Here is a 19,862-nt window from a genome sequence, read left to right as displayed (position 1 = left end):
GGGAGACCACGACATGCTGAACGGAATCGGCAATATTTCATACCTCGGCGCGGCGACGCTGTTCATCCTGAGCCTGCGCGGCCTCAGTCATCCGTCGAGCGCGCGGCGCGGCAACCTGTACGGCGTGACCGGCATGGTGATCGCGGTGCTCGCGACGCTGCTGATCACCGGGGGCGAGGGGATGCAGATCGCGCTCGCGGCCGCGCTGATCGGTGGCGGCGTCGGCGCGGTGCTCGCGCGGCGCGTGGAGATGACGCAGATGCCGCAACTCGTCGCGGTGCTGCATAGCTTCGTCGGCCTCGCGGCGGTCTTGATCGGCTTCACGAACTATCTGTCGCCGGCCGCGCACGAAGGCGTGCAGCGGACGATCCACCAGACCGAGATCTATATCGGCGCGTTCATCGGCACCGTCACGTTCACCGGTTCGATCGTCGCGTTCCTGAAGCTGCAGGGCACCGTCAGCGGCAAGCCGCTCGTGCTGCCCGCGCGGCATCTGCTGAACCTCGCGGCGCTGCTCGTCTGCATCGCGCTCGGCGTGCGTTTCGTCAGCGTGCCGGCCGGCCCCGACGGGGTCGTCGCGCTGCTTGCGATGTGCGCGATCGCGGCGGCGCTCGGCGTGCATCTGGTGATGGCGATCGGCGGCGCGGACATGCCGGTCGTCGTGTCGATGCTGAACAGCTACTCGGGCTGGGCAGCGGCCGCGACCGGCTTCATGCTCGACAACGACCTGCTCATCACGACCGGCGCGCTGGTCGGGTCGAGCGGCGCGATCCTCAGCTACATCATGTGCCGCGCGATGAACCGCAGTTTCCTGTCGGTGATCTTCGGCGGTTTCGGCACGGCGGCCGCGAGCAGCGGCGCGGCGGTCGAGGGCGAGGTGGTGCCGACGAGCGTCGACGAGGTGGGCGCGCTGCTGCGCGACGCGGCCGAAGTCGTGATCGTGCCGGGTTACGGGATGGCGGTCGCGCAGGCGCAGAGCACGATCAGCGAGATCACGCGCCGGCTCGGCGCATTGGGCGTGCGGGTGCGCTTCGGCATCCATCCGGTCGCGGGCCGCTTGCCGGGCCATATGAACGTGCTGCTCGCGGAAGCGAAAGTGCCCTACGACATCGTGCTGGAGATGGACGAGATCAACGACGACTTCTCGAACACCGACGTCGTGCTCGTGATTGGCGCGAACGACATCGTGAATCCGGGCGCGCTCGAAGACGCGTCGAGCCCGATCGCCGGGATGCCGGTGCTGGAGGTGTGGAAGGCGCGCACGGTCGTCGTGTCGAAGCGCAGCATGGCGACCGGTTACGCGGGCGTCGAGAATCCGCTGTTCTACAAGGAGAACACGCGGATGCTGTTTGGCGATGCGAAGGGCAGCGTCGATGCGTTGCTGAAGCATCTCGAAGCGGCTTGACACTGCGGTAGACATGCGGCGCGCGGTGGTTGTGGTCCGCGCGCCGCGTGGGATTCATTCGACGTTCGTGCGTACCGCCATCGGCTCGATCGCCATCGGCACGATCGGCGCTGGTTCCGCGAAAGCATCAGGTTAAACAGGAAAAGGCGACGCTGACAAAGCCGAAGCATTTTGTGTTTGTGCCAGTTTCGCCTCGACATGCCTGTCATAACGCTCTCCGAAACAGTTCTCCAGCGTCTCTCCCCAAAAACAATCCCGCTACACCGTTCATGGCCATGTCCTGGGTGGTCTGGCGGTGAATGCTGGCGCCCATCAGGACGTTCATTGTTGCGGCGAGTACCGCCGGTGAGCGAGTTCGGGTAGAGGATCTCCGATAGCTATTGACCTCGCGTGGAAAGAGAAGGTGGGCGGCCAGCGCGTATTGCTCGCTGACGAACGGCCGGGATTTGACGATTTCCCGGACAGGGATGTATCAACACGTTGACACGTCGTGGTGCCGCATCTATGCTAAGAGCGTAGCAACATGTTTATACGCCAAGCAATGGAGTGCGATATGGCGATTCAAACCGTAAAGCGGTGGGGTAACAGCCTGGCCGTGCGTATCCCGTCGAACCTTGCTGCCGAAGCGGCGCTGGTTGAGGGGCAAGAAGTGGACGTGGAGGTCATTGATGGCCGCATTTCGGTGCGGCCGCATACCACGGTCCGCCGGTTTTCGCGTGAGCGCCTGGTCCAGCAGTTCCGGGAAGGCAAACTCGCGCGGCACGAGGCGATCGACTTTGGCGATCCGGTCGGCAGCGAACTGGGTGGCCCCGCCGACCCGACCCGAAACGACGAGTGGAACAGGTAAATGCGTGAAGGGATACCGGAAGCCGGCGACATCGTGCGGCTCTACGTCGGGCCGTCTAAAGGCAATGAGCAGGACGGCTTCCGGGCTGTCCTCGTTATCTCCGATGACGTGATGAACGAAATTACCAGCCGTTTCACCGGCGTGCCCGTCACCGGTACCGTGCGAGGATGGGAGACGGAAGTTCCGCTTGCCAGTCTGGCGCGGCCGGGAGTGGCCCTCGTCGATCAGATTCGTAGCTGGAGCTTCACGGAGAGGGAAATAAGCTACTGCGGCGAGCGGGTGACGCCCGAAGAGCTTGAACTGGCGAAGTTCGCGATCAGAGGCTTCCTCCAGCTATAAACAAGGCGGCTCGAAAGGATCTTCTTTGCTATCGGGTACCGCTTCGAGACAAGCGTGCTGGTGCCGCTATTCAAGTCATTGAGTTCAATGCAGTACGAACCGGTTTGAAACAGGGCACCGCTACCGGAAGCGCTTATCAGCACGTCGTTACCCTCTCAACTTCACGTCGGTGCCCATTTCACGTTGCACGGCAAGCGAGGCGCACAGCGGTTCCAGCTTGTGGCCGTCCGGCGCGTCGATCAGGTAGCCGCCTTCACCTGCCCGCACGACGCATCGTCTCCCCGACGATTGCGACGTGGCGCCCGCGCCAGGCGTCGCGAGACGATACGCGACCGACGCTCCGATCACGACGAAGTCATCGTGGCTCATGAAAGTCCTTCGGTGGGAGGACCGGAGTCCATGAACGTCGTGCGTGCGCGTTTTTTGTATGAGGCAAACTTATGCTGAGTCCCCGCAAATCTCGATGCTGGGCGCGCGCCGCGTAAAGCCGGGCATCATCCGTCGGCGTCGCGCCGTTGCGTTCACAAAAGACGGAGCACGGAGCCCCCACGATGAGACGAACCGATCCGCCTATCGACCTGCGCGCATTGCAGGCCTTCATCGCCGTCTGCGAGACCGGCTCGATGACCGGCGCCGCGAAGCAGCTCGGCGTGAGCCAGAGCGCGGTCAGCCAGTCGATCGCCGCGCTGGAGCGCGACCAGGGACTGACGCTGTTCGACCGCGACAGCCGCCCGCCGCGCCCGAACATCGCCGGGCGCGCGCTGCTCGAACTCGCGGGGCCGCTGATCGAGCACGCGCAGATGGTGAGCCGCCGGATCGGCGACGCGTCGCATACCGGCCGGCTGCCGGTGCGGTTCGGCTGCGTCGATTCGTTTGCGGCGACGGTCGGCCCGGAACTGATCCGCGCGGTGTCCGGCTCCGCGCGGCAGATCGCGTTGTGGTCCGGCCTCACGCCGGGCCTCGCGAAACAACTGCACGACCGCGAACTGGACGTCGCGGTCTGCACGCAGACGACGCTGAACGATCCGCGCATCGTCGAAATTCCGCTGTTTTCCGAAGCATTCGTCGCGGTCGTCGCGCGCAGCCAGTTAGCCGAGCGGCGCAATCTCGACTGGCGCGCGCTCGCGGCCGAAATGCCGCTGATCCGCTACACCGCGCGCTCGGTGATCGGCCAGCAGATCGAGCGTTTCGCGCGGCATCTCGGCATCGACAGCCCGCGCCGCTACGAATTCGACGCAACCGATCCGCTGTTGAGCCTCGTGTCCGCGCGGCTCGGTTTCGCGATCTCGACGCCGCTGTGCCTGTGGCAGGCGCGTCATTATCTGGACGAGATCGCGGTGCTGCCGCTGCCGTCGAGCCGGCTCGGCCGCCGCGATTTTTTCCTGCTGCACCGGCAGGGCGAGTGGGACGAGTTCGCGCACGAGATCGTCACGCTGACGCGCGCGGTGCTCGATCGCACGATCCAGCCCGCGCTCGCCCGCGCGCTGCCGCAACTGCCCGAGGACGCGCTGCGCTAAGCGCCGCGCGCCCGTTTCCGTTGATCCAATGGAGAGTCCCGATGGAAGACCTGTACGCGTTGCAGCGCGGCGAAGCGCCGTTGCTGATCTCGATCCCGCATCTCGGCAGCACGATTCCCGAGCCGCTGCGGCCGGCGTATTCGGACGTCGCGCTGACGGTCGCCGACACCGACTGGCATCTGGACCGCCTGTACGACTTCGCGGCGGCGCTCGGCGCGACGGTGCTCGGCGCGCGGGTGTCGCGCTACGTGATCGACCTGAACCGGCCGCCCGACGACCAGAGCCTGTATCCGGGGCAGACGACGACCGGGCTGTGCCCGACCGAGACGTTTCGCGGCGAGCCGGTCTATCGCGCCGGCCGCGCGCCGGACGCCGCCGACAAGGCGCGCCGTGTCGCGACCTACTGGCAGCCGTATCACGACGCGCTCGCGGGAGAACTCGCGCGGTTGCGCGAGCGGCATCCGCACGTGCTGCTGTGGGAAGCGCATTCGATCGCGAGCCTGCTGCCGCGGCTGTTCGACGGCAAACTGCCGGACCTGAACCTCGGCACCCAGGATGGCCGCACCGTGCATCCGGCGGTGCAGGCGGCGGCCGAGTCCGCGATGAACGAAAGCAGCTACACGTGGGTCGCGAACGGGCGCTTCAAGGGCGGCTACATCACCCGGCACTTCGGCGCGCCGGAGCGCGGCATCCACGCGATCCAGCTTGAGATGTGCCAGTCCACGTACATGAGCGAGGACTATCCGTTCGCGTATGAGCCGCGGCTCGCCGCGCGCGTGCAGCCGGTGCTCGAACGGATGGTCGGCCGCGCGCTCGACGTCGTCACGAGCCTTTGAGCCGCGCCGGATTTGCATAAGCGGCGCTGATGCTGCGCGTTAAGCTGCGGTGCCGTTTCGGTGCGGTTTCGCACACGATGCACGAGCGCATCGCACCGCGGGCAGGCAACGGCTGGTCCTGTGGCCTGAACCCGCCGCATGAACCGCGGCGCGGTGCGCCCAGCATGTTTATTGATGGGAATTTTTGATTCACGATGATAAACATGGCACGGACGTTGCATTGAAGAACGGCGGGTGCGGCGTTAGTCGGGCGTCGTCTGCGGGTAGACGAAGATCGACAGGAACTGGATCGGTGTCTTGATCAGGCGTTCGGGGCCGTGCGGGATGTCGCCCTGGAACGTCAGCGTGTCGCCGGGGTGAAGGATGTAGGTCTGCTGGCCGTGCCGGTATTCGATCACGCCCTTGAGCATGTGGATGAACTCGGTGCCGGGATGCTCGAACACCGGGAAGCGTTCGGACGCGTCGTCCATCGTGATCAGGAACGGCTCGAACAGCTTGCGCGGCCCCTGGTCGTACGCGAGCAGGTGGTATGTGTGGCCGCGACGGGTGCCTTTGCGGACGACTTCCATGCCCGCGCCTTTCTTGACGAGCTGCGCGTCGCCCTGCGGCACGTCGAAGTTGCGGAACAGCGCGGACAGCGACACGCCGAGCGCCTGCGCGATCCGGTTCAGCACGTCGAGGCCGGTCGAGGTCTGCGCGTTCTCGATCTTCGACAGCATGCCCCGGCTGATGCCGGCCTGCGCGGAGACCTGGGCGATCGTCAGGCCATGGCGCTGGCGCAGTTCGCGGATGGTCGAGCCGAGGTAGCGTTCGAGCGGGGTCTTGTCGTCGTCGGCGAGTTGCATGGCGGGTCCTGAGCAAAGAGGCAGCGTAGCAGAGAGTGGCGCGGCAGTGCGCGCCGAAGGTTTCACAGCGGGAATCATAAGTGCACGGCGGGAAATCCGCCGGTGCGCGACGGAAGCGGCGGGGCGCGGCGCATGCGCCAACGCGCTTCGGCTAACGGAACGCGTACGCAGCGCGCGTTCCGCTCGCGGGCATGTTTTGGATTCCGGGGCATACGCCGATCCGGGCGCGGCGGCGCATCGGCACGCGTCTGTCCGGACGGGATGAGGGCGGGAGACACGCGGCAGCCTGCGCCACGGCGCGGGACTGAAGCAAAAGCAGCAACGCAGCACCTGAAGCGCCGCGCGAGCCGGCCGGCAAGAGCCGGCCGCGCGGGCAGTTCGCAGCAAGGCCACGATCGTTGAACCACACTGTTTCGTCACGGTCGCGCCCGCTCATCGCGCGCGCGTCGGGGCATTTTTTTGACAAGGGAATGCGCAATGAAAAGCTACGTCAAACTCCTCGCGCTGCTCGTCGTGGCGACGCTCGCGGCGCCGGCGTTCGCCGACGCCGCACCGCCGGTGCCGAACAAGGGCGACACGGCATGGATGATCGTCGCGACGCTGCTCGTCGTGATGATGGCCGCGCCCGGCCTCGGCCTCTTTTACGGCGGGATGGTCCGCGCGAAGAACATGCTGTCGGTGCTGATGCAGACGCTGGTGATCTTCTGCCTGCTCGGCGTGCTGTGGGCGATCTACGGTTACAGCGTCGCGTTCACCGAGGGCAACGCGTTTTTCGGCGGGCTCTCGAAGGCGTTCCTCGCGGGCGTCACGCCGGATACGACGGCGTCGACGTTCAGCAAGGGCGTGACGATCCCCGAGTACATCTACGTCGCGTTCCAGTTGACGTTCGCGGCGATCACGCCCGCGCTGATCGTCGGCGGCATCGCGGAGCGCGCGAAGTTCTCTGCTGTGCTCGCGTTCATGGTGCTGTGGTTCACGTTCTCGTATCTGCCGATCGCGCACATGGTCTGGTACTGGCCGGGGCCGGACGCGTACACGAGCGCGGCGGCCGCCGACAAGGCGAATGCGACTGCGGGTTTCCTGTTCCAGAAGGGCGCGATCGACTTCGCGGGCGGCACCGTCGTGCACATCAACGCGGGGATCGCGGGCCTCGTCGGCGCGATCATGATCGGCAAGCGCGTCGGCTTCGGCCGGGAGACGATGGCGCCGCACAGCCTGACGATGACGATGATCGGCGGCTCGCTGCTGTGGGTCGGCTGGTTCGGCTTCAACGTCGGCTCCAATCTTGAAGCGAACGGCGCGGCGGCGCTCGCGTTCGTGACGACGCTGCTCGCGACGTGCGCGGCGACGGTCGCGTGGACGTTCGTCGAATGGACGCTGAAGGGCAAGCCGTCGATGCTCGGCGCGGTGTCCGGCGCGATCGCGGGGCTGGTCGTGATCACCCCGGCGTGCGGGTTCGTCGGACCGATGGGCGCGATCGTGATGGGCTTCGTCGCGGGCGCGCTGTGCTACTGGGGGGTGAATGGCCTGAAGCGGATGACCGGCGTCGACGATTCGCTCGACGTGTTCGGCGTGCACTGCATCGGCGGGATCGCGGGCGCGCTGCTGACCGGCGTGTTCGCGTCGCCGAAGCTCGGCGGCACCGGCGTCTACGACTATGTCGCGAACAAGGTCGGCGACTACGACATGGGTGCGCAACTGATCGCGCAGTGCTGGGGCGTCGGCACCTCGCTGGTGTGGTCCGCCGTGGTGTCCGTGATCGCGTTCAAGCTGGTCGATCTGGTGATCGGGCTGCGCGTCGACAACGATGCGGAGCGCGAAGGGCTCGACGTGACGTCGCACGGCGAGACCGCGTATCACTCGTAGGCGGTTGGCGATTGGCGGTTGGCGCGGGGCGGGCGGTGGTTCGCCCCGCGATGGTCTTGCGGTGGCGGCGGCTCGTGACGCGGAGCCGCCGCGCCGCGTTTGGCGCGCGCGTTCGATGCGCCGCCGCGCCTGCCGATGCAGGCTCGGTCCGAGCCACTTGAGCGGCGTCCGCCGCCCCCGTCAGATCACCACGCGATGACGGTCGGCCGGCCGCTGCGCGAGCAGCGTCGACAGCCGGTTCAGCGCCGCGCGAAGCTGCGCCCGGTCGCTGCATCCGCCGAGCGAGATGCGGATCGCGTTCGGCGCGCGCTCGCCGGAATGGAACGCGGTCGACGGCGCGACGACGAGCCCTTCGGCGCGCGCGGCGGCCGCGAGGTTCTCGGCGGCCCAGTAGCCGGGCAGCGCGTGCCACACGTGGATGCCGTCCGTCGCGTGCGCGCTGCCGGCGAGCGTCTGCGCGGCGAGGCGCTGGCGCGCGGCCGCTTCGTCGCGCACGCCGGCCAGCAGTTGCGCCGCCGAGCCGTCGTGGATCCACTGCGTCGCGAGCGCGGCCGTCAGCGGCGCGGACATCAGCGAGAACGAACGCAGCGCGGCCGCGAACGCCGCTTCGTCGAACGACTCCGGCAGCACGACGAACGCGGTGCGCAGCCCCGGCGACAGGCACTTCGACAGCGTGGACAGATAACAGACCCGCTGCGGCGCGAGCCGCGCGAGCGGCGGCGGCGCGTCCGGCGCGAACAGCCAGTACGGGTCGTCCTCGACGATCGTCGCGTTGCAGCGCGCGGCGGTCTTCACGATGTCGAGCCGGCGCGCTTCCGGCATCGTGTGCGCGGTCGGATTCTGCAGCGTCGGGTTCAGATAAACGAGCTTCGCGCCGTGCGCGCCGCACGCGGCTTCGAGCGCGTCCGGCCGCATGCCGTCCGCGTCGACTTCGACCGTCTCGACGCGCCGCCCGAGTTGCCGCGCGGCGAGCGGAAACCCCGGATACACGAGCGGCCCGGTCAGCACGACGTCGCCCGGCTGCGTGGCCGCGAGGATCAGCGCGGCGAGCGCCGCCTGCGCGCCCGGGGACACGATGACGCGCGCCGCGTCGGTGCGGCCGAGCATCGGCTTCAGCCAGCGCGCGCCCGCGTCGCGGTCGGCGTCGCTGCCGCCGCCGAGGTGGTAGGTCATCAGCAGGTCGATGTCGCTGCGGATCAGCACCTGCGTGACGCCTTCGCGCAGCAGCGCCTCCAGATCGACACCGGCGGGCGGCGGCGGAATGTTCATGCCGAGGTCCACGCGCTGCGCGAGTTCGACCTTCGGCGCGGCGACGAACGTGCCGAGCGGCCCGCGCGCGTCGATCAACTGGCGGCGGCGCGCCTCGGTGAAGCTGCGCGTCACCGTCGTCAGATCCACGCCCAGTTGCGCTGCGAGTTGCCGCTGCGGCGGCAGCCGGTCTCCGGGCCGCAGCGCGCCGTCCGCGATCGCGCGCTCGATGAAAGCGACGATCTGCAGGTAACGCGGACCGCCGTCGGCGACGAACACGCCGACCCACGCAGGACGTCCGCTCCCGCTATGTATGGGTGATTTTGGTGTCATTTTGTCGCACTTGTATGGGTGATGTCTTACTCTAACATGCGGCCCGGTCGCACGTTGATCCATACATCAAACGCGCGTCGCGGCTGGCGGTGCCGCCGCGGCGGGCCGGTCCTCAAGGGCCGGCCCGCCCGGCGGACACCGGCAACCCGCGTGGCGGATGCATGCATGGGGGATGCGATCGCCAACCAGGACCACACACATGCGGAACCCCGCTATTCGAAAACAGCCGGCCACCGGGCCGGATCCCACTCCAGGTCGGCCGTCGCCGTGGCGGCATTTCCCTCCCACCCGGGCGTTACGCCTGGCCGGTTCCGCCGGCCGCGCGGCGGCCGTCGGCGCGGCCGCGCTGCTAGGCGGCTGCAACATGGCGCTGATGAGTCCGCAGGGCGACATCGGCGTGCAGGAGAAAAACCTCATCCTGATCGCGCTCGGGCTGATGCTGCTCGTCGTGATCCCGGTGATCGCGCTGACGCTGATCTTCGCATGGCGCTACCGGGCGTCGAACACGCGCGCGACGTATGCGCCGAAGTGGTCGCATTCGACCGCGATCGAAGTGGTCGTCTGGTCGATTCCGTGCGTGATCGTGGTCACGCTCGCGGTGCTGATCTGGCGCACCACGCACAGCCTCGATCCGTACCGGCCGATCGAATCGCAGACGAAGCCGGTGCGCGTCGAGGTCGTCGCGCTGAACTGGAAGTGGCTGTTCATCTATCCGGACTACGGCGTCGCGTCGGTGAACCAGCTCGCGATTCCGGTCGATACGCCGATCGACTTCCGCATCACCGCCGAGTCGCTGATGAACTCGTTCTTCGTGCCGCAACTGGGCAGCCAGGTGTACGCGATGTCCGGCATGCAGACGCAACTGCACCTGATCGCGAACCAGCCGGGCGTTTATGCCGGCCGCTCGGCCGCGTTCAGCGGCCCGGGTTTCTCGGACATGCACTTCGACACGCTCGCGACCAGCCGCGCGGACTTCGACGCGTGGATCGCGCGCGCGAAGGCGTCGCCGCTCGCGCTCGACAAGGCCGCGTACAACGCGCTCGAACAGCCGTCCGCGAAAGCGCCGGTCGCGCTGTACGGCTCGGTGATGCCGCGCCTGTTCGACGGCGTCGTGAACCAGTACATGCGCGGCATGCCGCGCGACCCGATGTGCGGCACCGCCGCCGCGGCGCTGCCCGCCGCGCCGTCTCCCGCGCTTACCCCTGACCATGCGCGCGCGCCGCAACCCGTGCGCGCCGCCGCGGAGTCCTGATCATGTTCGGAAAACTCACTCTCGACGCCGTACCGTGGCACGAGCCCATCATCATGGGCACCGGCGCGGTCGTGGCGCTCCTCGGCCTGCTGCTGCTCGGCGCGATCACGCGCGCGGGCAAATGGGGCTACCTGTGGCGCGAATGGATCACGTCGGTCGATCACAAGCGGATCGGCGTGATGTACATCGTGCTCGCGCTCGTGATGCTGCTGCGCGGTTTCGCGGACGCCATCATGATGCGCGTGCAGCAGGCGATCGCCAGCGACGGCGCGGCCGGCTACCTGCCGCCGCATCACTACGACCAGATCTTCACCGCGCACGGCGTGATCATGATCTTCTTCGTCGCGACGCCGCTGATCCTCGGCCTGATGAACGTGATCGTGCCGCTGCAGATCGGCGCGCGCGACGTCGCGTATCCGTTCGTGAACTCGCTGTCGTTCTGGCTGGCCGTGGTCGGCGCGGTGCTCGTGATGATGTCGATGTTCGTCGGCGACTTCGCGGCGGTCGGCTGGGTCGCGTATCCGCCGCTGTCCGAGCTGGGCTACAGTCCAACCACGGGCGTCGACTACTACATATGGTCGTTGCAGGTGTCGGGCCTCGGCACCACGCTCACCGGCATCAACTTCGTCGTGACGATCCTGCGCATGCGCGCGCCGGGCATGAACCTGATGAAGATGCCGGTGTTCGTGTGGACCGCGCTGATCACGAACATCCTGATCGTCGCGGTGTTCCCGGTGCTGACCGGCACGCTCGCGCTGCTGACGATGGACCGTTATCTCGGCATGCACTTCTTCACGAACGAGCTGGGCGGCAACGCGATGATGTACATCAACCTGATCTGGGTGTGGGGCCACCCCGAGGTGTACATCCTGATCCTGCCCGCGTTCGGCGCGTTCTCCGAGATCATCGCGACGTTCTCCGGCAAGCCGCTGTTCGGCTACAAGTCGATGGTGTACGCGACGTCGTCGATCGGCATCCTGTCGTTCTTCGTGTGGCTGCACCACTTCTTCACGATGGGCTCCGGCGCGAACGTGAACGCGTTCTTCGGGATCATGACGACGATCATCTCGATCCCGACCGGCGTGAAGCTGTTCAACTGGCTGTTCACGATGTACCGCGGCCGCATCCGCTACCACTCGGCGACGCTGTGGACGATCGGCTTCATGGTCACGTTCGCGGTCGGCGGGATGACCGGCGTGCTGCTCGCGGTGCCGGGCGCGGACTTCGTGCTGCACAACTCGCTGTTCCTCGTCGCGCACTTCCACAACGTCATCATCGGCGGCGTGGTGTTCGGCATGCTGGCCGGCATCAGCTTCTGGTTCCCGAAGGTGTTCGGCTTCACGCTGAACGAGTTCTGGGGCAAGGTCGCGTTCTGGTGCTGGCTGATCGGCTACTGGCTCGCGTTCACGCCGCTCTACATCCTCGGCTTCGACGGGATGACGCGCCGGATGAACCACTATTCGGTGCCGGCATGGCATCCGTGGCTGGTCGTCGCGCTGATCGGCGCGCTGTTCGTCGGCGCGGGCATTCTGTCGCTGCTGATCCAGTTCGCGGTGAGCATCCGCGAGCGCGACGCGAACCGCGACCTGACCGGCGACCCGTGGAACGGCCGCAGCCTCGAATGGTCGACCGCGTCGCCCGCGCCGTTCTACAACTTCGCGCAGGTGCCGGCCATCACGTCGATGGAGCAGCACTGGGACAACAAGGAAGCCGGCCGCGCGTACGTGCAGCCCGCGCAGTACGAGGACATCCACATGCCGCGCAACACCGGCGCGGGTTTCGTGATCGCGGCGTTCTGCATGCTGCTGAGCTTCTCGCTCGTGTGGCACATGTGGCTGTTCGCGGCGGTCGGGATCGTCGGCGCGATCGTCACGTTCATCGTGCGCAGCTACGACCAGGACGTCGACTATTACGTGCCGGCGGCGGAAGTCGCCCGGATCGAGAACGCGCGCTTCGCGCAACTGGGCGAGGCCGCCTGACATCATGACTACCCTGTCCACGCATCAAGCGCACGGCCATGCGCCTGGCCACCACGACCACGACGATGGCTCGAAGACGACCATCGGGTTCTGGATCTACCTGATGAGCGACTGCCTGATCTTCGCGACGCTGTTCGCGACGTTCGGCGTGCTCGCGAACGCGACGGCCGGCGGCCCGACCGGCCACGGCCTGTTCGAGCTGCCGTACGTGCTCGGCGAAACGCTGCTGCTGCTCGCGAGCAGCTTCACGTTCGGGATGGCGATGCTGAGCCTGCACGCGCACCGGCGCGAGCGGGTGATCGGCTGGCTCGTCGTCACGTTCCTGTTCGGCGCGGGTTTCATCGCGATGGAGGTGTTCGAGTTCGCGAAGCTGATCCGCGACGGCGCGGGTCCCGGCACCAGCGCGTTCCTGTCCGCGTACTTCACGCTGGTCGGCACGCACGGGCTGCACGTCACATGCGGCCTGTTGTGGATCGCGGTGATGACGCACCAGGTGAGCCGCTTCGGGCTGACCGGCGTCACGCGCCGCCGGTTGTCGTGCCTGAGCCTCTTCTGGCACTTCCTGGATCTGGTCTGGATCTGCGTGTTTACGTTCGTTTATCTGCGCGAGTTCGTATGAAAAAGATGCCTCAATCCTCGTCCCATGACGCTTCCCATGACACGCTGCACGCGGCGTCGCATGGCAGCCTGAAGGGCTACGTGACCGGCATGGTGCTGTCGCTCGTGCTGACGCTCGCGTCGTTCGCCGCGGTGATGACCGACGCGGTGCCGCGCGGTTACGGCCTCGCCGCGATCGTCGTGCTGTGCGTCGCGCAGCTCCTGGTGCAACTGGTGTACTTCCTGCACCTGGGCACCGCGCGCGACCAGCGTTCGAACGTCGGCATCTTCATCTGCACCGGCTTCCTGATCGCGGTGATCGTCGGGCTGTCGCTGTGGGTGATGCACAACGCGAACGTGAACATGATGCCGACGCAGATGTCGGTCGATCGGGCGATGGCGCACGACTGAGCGGCGCGTTCGTTCACGCCTCGGTTCACCCTTGAAAAACCCGGCGGCCGTTCATTCGGCCGCCGGGTTTTTTTCGTTGCGCGGGCGCGTTCACATCACCGGCAGGTGCAGATGATGCGGATGTTCGAGCGTCTCCGCGAGCATCCGCAGCATGTCGCGGCAGTCGTGCCGGTCCTGCGGGCCGCCGAGGCACACGCGGATCGCGTTCGGCGGGCTGCCGTCGGTCGAGAACGCCGCGCCCGCGACCGCCGCGATGCCCTGGTTGCGCAGTTGCAGCGCGAGTTCCGATGCGCTCCAGCCGTTCTTCGGCACGTCGAGCCAGATGTGGAAGCCGTCCGGATGCGCGTCGTAGCGGCAGTGGTCGAGTTCCTGCGCGGCGATCGCCTGGCGCGCGTTCGATTCCGCGCGGATCGCGTCGAGCATGTCGTGCGCGGTGCCGTCGTTGATCCATTGCGTCGCGAGCAGCACGGTGAACGGGCTCGCCATCACCGTGGTCGCGCGCAGCGCGCCGGCGACGCGCTGCGTCTGCCGCGCGGTCGGCGCGCGCAGATACGCGACGCGCAGCCCCGCGCCGAAGCTCTTCGACAGCCCGGTCACGTACCACGTGAGTTCCGGCGCGAGCGACGCGAGCGGCGCGGGCGCGTCGCGCGGCAGCATCGCATACGCGTCGTCCTCGATGATCGGCACGCTGTAGCGCAGCGCGACGTCCGCGAGCGCTTCGCGGCGGCGGCTCGACAGCGTCAGCGTGCTCGGGTTCTGCAAGGTCGGGTTGCAGTAGAACGCGCTCGGCTTGTCGGTCCTGCACAGCGCCTCGAACGCGTGCGGCAGCGGCCCTTCGTCGTCGCGCGGCAGCGCCTGCAAACGCACGCCGAGTTGCGCGGCGATCGCCTTGATGCCCGGATACGCGAGCGTGTCGAGGCAGATCGTTTCGCCGGCGCGCGCGAGTTGCGACACCAGCGCGACGAGCGCGCTGTGGATGCCGGGGCATACCAGCACCGTGTCGCTCTCGCAGTCGGGCAGGCGCTGCGAGAGCCAGGCGCGTCCGGCCGCGCGGTCCTCCGGCGTGCCGCCGAAGTCCTGATAGCGCAGCAGCCGGAACGGGTCCGCGGCTTCGAACAGGCGCGCGGACGCGTCGCGCAGCCGCTGGGCGAATTCCGGCGGTTCGGGCGGCATGTTCATCGACATCTCGACGACGCTGCCGCCCGCGAGCGGCAGCGTCGGCGTCTTGCCGCGCACGAACGTGCCGCTGCCCGCGCGCGCGTCGAGCAGCCCGCGCTTGCGCGCCTCCGCGTAACCGCGCGCGACCGTCGTGTAGTTGAGGTCGAGCGCGAGCGCGAGGTCGCGTAGTCCCGGCAGCTTGTCGCGCGGCCGCAGCCGTCCGCTCGCGAGGTCTTCCTCGATCAGGTCGGGAATCGTCAGATACGCGGGCTTGCGGTTTTCCGCCAGCCGCTTGATCCAGTGCTGCAACAACATGTCCATGAAACTCGCCTCGTGATCGGTCCTGCAATTCACGATAACACGCGATCCGATCAGGAAATAAATAAAGATCGCTAATCAAATCGCTATTGATCGCATTGATCGGATCAGTGCACGGTTTCGGCGTGCGGCGCACCACCATCGCGCAAGCGATGCCCTGTGCGCGAACGTCGCACGCGTGGCGTGAACGGTGCGGCCGGCCGCTCAGGCCCGCCCGGCGCGGCTCCGCAAAATTTTTTTCGCGTCCGCTTCGCACTGATCGCCTGCCTGATCGGCAAGTGATTGCATTTTCCGGGCCGGAATTTGGCATGGCCGTTGCGTTATATCGGCCACGCGGTGCCGGTTAATCCGCGAAAAACCGATCAATTGATTATCTGAATGGAGAGTGAAATGCCTGCCGTCGATATCCCGCTGCACAAGAAGGGCGACTACCTCGTCGATTACGAAGAGAAGGTGTTCGAGGACGTAAAGGCCGAGCCCGGCGAGAAGGCGCTCGTCACGTTCCACACGGTTGCGTTCGAAGGCTCGATCGGCTTCGTGAACATGCTGCAGGCGACCCGTCTGCAACGTAAGGGATTCGAAACATCGGTGCTGCTGTACGGCCCCGGCGTCACGCTCGGCCTGCAACGCGGGTTCCCGACCCTCGGCGACGAGGCGTTCCCCGGCCACCTGAACTTCAACAAGCAACTGACGAAGTTCATGGAGGAAGGCGGCAAGGTGTACGCATGCCGTTTCGCGTTGCAGGCGCTGTACGGCCACGGCGAAGCGTCGCTGATCGAAGGCATCCGCCCGATCAATCCGCTCGACGTGCTCGACATCCAGCTGCTGCACCGCAAGGAGAACGCGCTGGTCATCCACACCTGGACCGTCTGAGCGGCGCGGCGGAAATCATCATGTCAGAAAAGCGTATCGTCCGCGCGGCCGCAGTTCAGATCGCGCCGGACTTCGAGCAGCCGGGCGGCACGCTCGCACGCGTCTGCGACGCGATCGACGAGGCCGCGGCCAAGGGCGCGCAGCTGGTCGTGTTCCCCGAGACGTTCGTGCCGTACTACCCGTACTTTTCGTTCGTCCGGCCGCCGGTCGCGTCCGGCCCGGAGCACATGCGGCTCTACGAACAGGCGGTCGTCGTGCCCGGCCCGGTGACCGAGGCGGTCGCCGAACGCGCGCGGCGGCATCGCACGGTGGTCGTGCTCGGCGTGAACGAGCGCGACCACGGCAGCCTGTACAACACGCAGCTCGTGTTCGACGTGGACGGCCGGCTCGTGCTGAAGCGCCGCAAGATCACGCCGACCTTCCATGAACGGATGATCTGGGGGCAGGGCGACGCGGCGGGGCTGAAGGTCGCGCATACCGGCATCGGGCGCGTCGGCGCGCTCGCGTGCTGGGAGCACTACAACCCGCTCGCGCGCTACGCGTTGATGACGCAGCACGAAGAGATCCATTGCAGCCAGTTTCCGGGCTCGCTCGTCGGGCCGATTTTCGCGGAACAGATCGAGGTGACGATCCGTCATCACGCGCTGGAGTCCGGCTGTTTCGTCGTGAACTCGACGGGCTGGCTGACCGACCCGCAGATCGACTCGGTGACCACCGATCCGAAGCTGCAGAAGGCGCTGCGCGGCGGCTGCTTCACCGCGATCGTGTCGCCGGAAGGGCAGCTTCTCGCGGAGCCGCTGCGCGAAGGCGAGGGGATCGTGATCGCCGATCTCGACATGTCGCTCATCACCAAGCGCAAGCGGATGATGGACTCGGTCGGCCACTACGCGCGGCCCGAGTTGCTGAGTCTCGCGATCAACGACCGGCCGGCCGTCACCGTCGCGCCGATGGCCGGTTGCGATGCGGCAGCCGCGGTTTATTCAACTGGAGGAAACGTCGATGAACGCGAACGGGAACCTGTCGGCCGCGAGCCGGCAATTGATGACTGAACTGCAGTCCGCCGGGCTGCGTCTCGTCGATCCGCATGCGGGCGCGGCGAGCCGGCGCGGCGGCGCGGGGCCGTCCGACCACAAGGCGGTCACGGTCGACGGCGTGACGATCATGGTGCCGGTGCACACGAGCACCGCGTGGAACTCGCCGTTCGTCGCCGCGCAGCCTGACGCGTCGGGGGCGAGCGCGCTGTTGCGCGGCACGATCCCGATCGCGAACATCAGCTTTCCGAAAGCGCCGCGTTTTTACGGCATGCAGACGCTCGACGGCGTGCCGTACTCGCACATCGCGACGCTGCACAGCGCGGACGTGCTCGCGACGACGGTGCTGCAAACCTGCATCCGCTACGAGAGCCGCCGCAAGGCGTGCAAGTTCTGCGCGATCGGCCAGTCGCTCGCGGCGGGCCGCACGATCGCCCGCAAGACCCCGGAGCAACTGGCCGAGGTCGCGCGCGCGGCGGTGCTGCTCGACGGCGTGAAGCACATGGTGCTGACGACCGGCACGCCGCCGACGCCGGACCGCGGCGCGCAGATCCTGTGCGAAAGCGCGTTCGCGATCCGCGCGGCGGTGGACCTGCCGATCCAGGCGCAATGCGAGCCGCCCGACGACGACCGCTGGTTCGAGCGGATGAAGGCGAGCGGCATCGACACGCTCGGCATGCACCTCGAAGTGGTCACGCCCGAGGTGCGCGAGCGGATCATGCCGGGCAAGGCGAGCGTGCCGCTCGCGCGCTACATGGAAGCGTTCCGCGCCGCCGTCGCGGTGTTCGGGCGCGGCCAGGTCAGCACGTACATCCTCGCGGGCCTCGGCGACACCGCCGACGCGATCCTCGCGATGTCGCGCGAACTGATCGACCTCGGCGTGTATCCGTTCGTCGTGCCGTTCGTGCCGATCAGCGGCACGCCGCTCGAAGACCATCCGGCGCCGACGCCCGAATTCATGAAGTCGGTGCTCGCGCCGCTCGGCGCGATGCTGTCCGAAGCGGGGCTGCGTTCGGCCGACATCAAGGCGGGCTGCGGCAAGTGCGGCGCGTGTTCGTCGCTGTCTTCGTACGAGGAGTGACCATGCTGGCCGAGGCGATCATCGAAGACGACGTGCTGCCGCTCGCGTTCGCGCCCGCCGAGTACCGCGTGAAGTGGACCACGCTGCCGTGGGAAGCGAACGAGGCGCACCGGCTGCGCCGCGCGGTGTTCTGCATCGAGCAGGGGATCTTCGTCGGCGACGACCGCGACGAGATCGACGATCGCGCGCAGCAGCTGGTCGCGCTGTCGTGCATCGCCGGGATGCCGGACCAGGTGGTCGGCACCGTGCGCATCCACGAGGAAGCGCCGGGCGTCTGGTACGGCTCGCGCCTCGCGGTGCACGCGGCGTTCCGCAACCACGGGCGCATCGGCGCGACGCTGATCCGGCTCGCGGTCAGCAGCGCGCACGCGCTCGGCTGCGAGACCTTCCTCGCGCACGTGCAGAGCCAGAACGTGCCGCTGTTTCGCCGGCTGCACTGGGACGTGCTGGCGGAGGAAACGCTGCATGGCCGCTCGCATCATCTGATGCAGGCGCGGCTCGACCGTTATCCGCCGTGCGCGACGCCGACGAGCGGCTTCGTCGCGCAGCCGAGGAGCGCGTCGTGAACGGCGTCTTGAACGTCGCGGCGCTGGCGGGGCGGCTGCGCGCGAGCCGCGGTTTCGCGCACAAGACCGACATCGCGGAGGTGGTCGCGTCGCTCGCGCGCGGGCTGCCGCATGGCGCGGCGGATCTCGCGCAGGCGGTCGCGGTCGGCGACGACTGCGCGGCTATTCGCGAGCCGGGCGGCGACGGTTATCTGCTGTTCGCGATCGAAGGGCTGGTCGCGGATTTCGTCGCCGCGATGCCGTGGTTCGCGGGCTACAGCGGCGTGATGGTGAACGTCAGCGACATCTATGCGATGGGCGGCCGGCCGCTCGCGGTCGTCGATGCGCTGTGGAGCGACGGCGTCGATGCGGGCCGCGACGTGCTGGCCGGCATCGCGGCCGCGTCGGTTGCATACGGCGTGCCGGTGGTCGGCGGGCATAGCAACGCGCGCAGCGCGCAGCCGCAACTGGCGGTCGCGATTCTCGGCCGCGCGCGCCGCCTGCTGTCGAGCTTCAACGCGCGGCCCGGCGACCGTCTGCTGATGGCCGTCGATCTGCGCGGCCGTTACGAGGAGCCGTTTCCGTTCTGGAACGCGTCGGTTGGCTCGCCCGCGGAGCGGTTGCGCGGCGACCTCGAACTGCTGCCCGAACTCGCGGAAAGCGGGCTGTGCGACGCGGCGAAGGACATCAGCATGGCCGGCGCGCTCGGCACCGCGCTGATGCTGCTCGAATGCTCGGAAGCGGGCGCGACGATCGATCTCGATGCGATCCCGCGTCCCGACGGCGTCGAGTCCGAGGCCGACTTCGAACGCTGGCTCACCGCGTTTCCGAGCTTCGGTTTTCTGCTGTCGGTGCGTAACGAACACGCGGACGCGGTGATCGAACGCTTCCACGCACGTTCGCTTGCGTGCGCGTCGATCGGCGTGGTCGATGCGTCGCGCGAGGTTCGGATCGAAGCACGCGGCGCATCCGCGCCGTTATGGAATTTTCGCGACGCGGCGTTCATCGTCGCGCCGCCTGTCGATACGCCGGCGAGCGCGCCCCACACACCCCGCGCGCACGCCGGCGCAAGCTAACAACGAGGAACGACGATGCCCGTCCTTTACTTTCGCATCGCCTGGCCCGACGGCAGCGAAGCCAACTGTTATTCGCCTTCGACCGTCGTGCGCGAGCACTTCACGCCGGGCCGCCGTTATCCGCTCGACGAGTTCGTCGCGCTCGCGCGCACCGCGCTCGGCGCGGCGTCCGAACGCGTGCGCGAACGCTACGGCTACGCGTGTTCGTCCGCGCTCGACCAGCTCGCGCAGATCGAGCACGACGCCGCGCGTTTTCGCGGCCAGCCGGACGCGCACGTGACCGTCATCGAATTCAACTGAACCCC

20 protein-coding genes are annotated in these 19,862 nt (G+C 67.6%); 16 read left to right on the top strand and 4 right to left on the bottom strand.

The window, feature by feature from the left end:
* Positions 1-13: 13 nt before the first annotated feature.
* The 3 genes from pntB to BLV92_RS10935 all read left to right on the top strand — a co-directional run bounded on the left by pntB (position 14) and on the right by BLV92_RS10935 (position 2,591).
* Positions 14-1,405, top strand: a complete 1,392-nt coding sequence (pntB, locus tag BLV92_RS10945; protein WP_090544776.1) for a Re/Si-specific NAD(P)(+) transhydrogenase subunit beta — start codon at positions 14-16, stop codon at positions 1,403-1,405.
* A 553-nt stretch (positions 1,406-1,958) separates the two neighbouring features.
* Positions 1,959-2,252, top strand: a complete 294-nt coding sequence (locus BLV92_RS10940) for an AbrB/MazE/SpoVT family DNA-binding domain-containing protein (protein WP_090544774.1) — start codon at positions 1,959-1,961, stop codon at positions 2,250-2,252.
* Positions 2,253-2,591: a type II toxin-antitoxin system PemK/MazF family toxin gene (locus BLV92_RS10935; RefSeq protein ID WP_090544772.1), complete on the top strand. Its 339-nt coding sequence runs from the start codon at positions 2,253-2,255 to the stop codon at positions 2,589-2,591.
* A gap of 147 nt (positions 2,592-2,738) precedes the next feature.
* Here the strand turns inward: BLV92_RS10935 and BLV92_RS10930 are convergent, their stop codons facing one another.
* A complete protein-coding gene (locus BLV92_RS10930) occupies positions 2,739-2,960 on the bottom strand; it encodes a hypothetical protein (RefSeq protein WP_090544770.1) in 222 nt (73 codons plus the stop codon).
* A gap of 182 nt (positions 2,961-3,142) precedes the next feature.
* Here BLV92_RS10930 and BLV92_RS10925 point away from each other — a divergent pair, with 182 nt between their 5' ends.
* The gene (locus tag BLV92_RS10925; RefSeq protein WP_090544768.1) at positions 3,143-4,108 is read left to right on the top strand and encodes a LysR family transcriptional regulator; all 966 of its coding nucleotides are present in this window, start codon (positions 3,143-3,145) and stop codon (positions 4,106-4,108) included.
* Positions 4,109-4,149: 41 nt separating this feature from the next.
* Positions 4,150-4,944 carry an N-formylglutamate deformylase gene (hutG, locus tag BLV92_RS10920; RefSeq protein WP_090544766.1) on the top strand — a complete coding sequence of 265 codons (795 nt, stop codon included), beginning with the start codon at positions 4,150-4,152 and terminating at the stop codon, positions 4,942-4,944.
* Between the two features lie 242 nt (positions 4,945-5,186).
* On the opposite strand, the gene BLV92_RS10915 is transcribed toward hutG, so the two are convergent.
* Positions 5,187-5,789: a helix-turn-helix domain-containing protein gene (locus tag BLV92_RS10915; RefSeq protein ID WP_090544764.1), complete on the bottom strand. Its 603-nt coding sequence runs from the start codon at positions 5,787-5,789 to the stop codon at positions 5,187-5,189.
* A 477-nt stretch (positions 5,790-6,266) separates the two neighbouring features.
* Between BLV92_RS10915 and BLV92_RS10910 the strand changes: the two genes are divergently transcribed.
* Positions 6,267-7,655: an ammonium transporter gene (locus BLV92_RS10910; RefSeq protein WP_090544763.1), complete on the top strand. Its 1,389-nt coding sequence runs from the start codon at positions 6,267-6,269 to the stop codon at positions 7,653-7,655.
* Between the two features lie 180 nt (positions 7,656-7,835).
* On the opposite strand, the gene BLV92_RS10905 is transcribed toward BLV92_RS10910, so the two are convergent.
* The gene (locus BLV92_RS10905; protein WP_090544761.1) at positions 7,836-9,236 is read right to left on the bottom strand and encodes an aminotransferase-like domain-containing protein; all 1,401 of its coding nucleotides are present in this window, start codon (positions 9,234-9,236) and stop codon (positions 7,836-7,838) included.
* A gap of 364 nt (positions 9,237-9,600) precedes the next feature.
* On the opposite strand from BLV92_RS10905, the gene cyoA reads away from it, so the two are divergent.
* Genes cyoA through cyoD form a run of 4 tightly spaced genes read left to right on the top strand, consistent with a single transcriptional unit; the run spans position 9,601 to position 13,475 of the window.
* The gene (gene cyoA / locus BLV92_RS10900; RefSeq protein WP_243842681.1) at positions 9,601-10,488 is read left to right on the top strand and encodes a ubiquinol oxidase subunit II; all 888 of its coding nucleotides are present in this window, start codon (positions 9,601-9,603) and stop codon (positions 10,486-10,488) included.
* 2 nt (positions 10,489-10,490) lie between these two features.
* The gene (cyoB, locus tag BLV92_RS10895; protein ID WP_090544757.1) at positions 10,491-12,467 is read left to right on the top strand and encodes a cytochrome o ubiquinol oxidase subunit I; all 1,977 of its coding nucleotides are present in this window, start codon (positions 10,491-10,493) and stop codon (positions 12,465-12,467) included.
* A gap of 4 nt (positions 12,468-12,471) precedes the next feature.
* Positions 12,472-13,086: a cytochrome o ubiquinol oxidase subunit III gene (gene cyoC, locus BLV92_RS10890; protein ID WP_090544755.1), complete on the top strand. Its 615-nt coding sequence runs from the start codon at positions 12,472-12,474 to the stop codon at positions 13,084-13,086.
* Positions 13,083-13,475 carry a cytochrome o ubiquinol oxidase subunit IV gene (gene cyoD, locus BLV92_RS10885; protein ID WP_373681818.1) on the top strand — a complete coding sequence of 131 codons (393 nt, stop codon included), beginning with the start codon at positions 13,083-13,085 and terminating at the stop codon, positions 13,473-13,475. Before cyoC ends, cyoD begins: the two co-directional genes overlap by 4 nt.
* Before the next feature lie 90 nt (positions 13,476-13,565).
* Here cyoD and BLV92_RS10880 read toward each other — a convergent pair whose 3' ends face one another.
* Positions 13,566-14,954 carry an aminotransferase-like domain-containing protein gene (locus BLV92_RS10880; protein WP_090544753.1) on the bottom strand — a complete coding sequence of 463 codons (1,389 nt, stop codon included), beginning with the start codon at positions 14,952-14,954 and terminating at the stop codon, positions 13,566-13,568.
* Positions 14,955-15,341: 387 nt separating this feature from the next.
* Between BLV92_RS10880 and BLV92_RS10870 the strand changes: the two genes are divergently transcribed.
* From BLV92_RS10870 to BLV92_RS10845, 6 genes are read left to right on the top strand one after another with little or no spacing between them, the layout of a single operon-like run.
* Entirely contained in the window at positions 15,342-15,824 is a 483-nt protein-coding gene (locus BLV92_RS10870) for an MSMEG_0572/Sll0783 family nitrogen starvation response protein (RefSeq protein ID WP_090544749.1), read from the top strand.
* Between the two features lie 20 nt (positions 15,825-15,844).
* Complete coding sequence (locus tag BLV92_RS10865) at positions 15,845-16,873, top strand: Nit6803 family nitrilase (protein WP_090544747.1); 1,029 nt, start codon at positions 15,845-15,847, stop codon at positions 16,871-16,873.
* Positions 16,824-17,936, top strand: coding sequence for an MSMEG_0568 family radical SAM protein (locus BLV92_RS10860; RefSeq protein WP_177197924.1), 1,113 nt, complete (start codon positions 16,824-16,826; stop codon positions 17,934-17,936). The genes BLV92_RS10865 and BLV92_RS10860 overlap by 50 nt, the downstream gene beginning before the upstream one ends.
* Positions 17,937-17,938: 2 nt before the next feature.
* Positions 17,939-18,502: an MSMEG_0567/Sll0786 family nitrogen starvation N-acetyltransferase gene (locus tag BLV92_RS10855; RefSeq protein ID WP_090544744.1), complete on the top strand. Its 564-nt coding sequence runs from the start codon at positions 17,939-17,941 to the stop codon at positions 18,500-18,502.
* Positions 18,499-19,557, top strand: a complete 1,059-nt coding sequence (locus BLV92_RS10850; RefSeq protein ID WP_373681819.1) for a sll0787 family AIR synthase-like protein — start codon at positions 18,499-18,501, stop codon at positions 19,555-19,557. The genes BLV92_RS10855 and BLV92_RS10850 overlap by 4 nt, the downstream gene beginning before the upstream one ends.
* Before the next feature lie 15 nt (positions 19,558-19,572).
* Positions 19,573-19,857 (top strand): MSMEG_0570 family nitrogen starvation response protein, encoded by a 285-nt coding sequence (locus BLV92_RS10845; RefSeq protein WP_090544742.1) that lies wholly within the window; start codon positions 19,573-19,575, stop codon positions 19,855-19,857.
* The last annotated feature ends 5 nt before the right edge of the window (positions 19,858-19,862 follow it).

Source organism: Paraburkholderia caballeronis (assembly GCF_900104845.1).
In the GTDB taxonomy this organism is placed as follows: Bacteria; Pseudomonadota; Gammaproteobacteria; order Burkholderiales; family Burkholderiaceae; genus Paraburkholderia; species Paraburkholderia caballeronis.
Note: the sequence above shows the minus strand (reverse complement) of the source record. Positions and strands in the feature narration are given on the sequence as shown.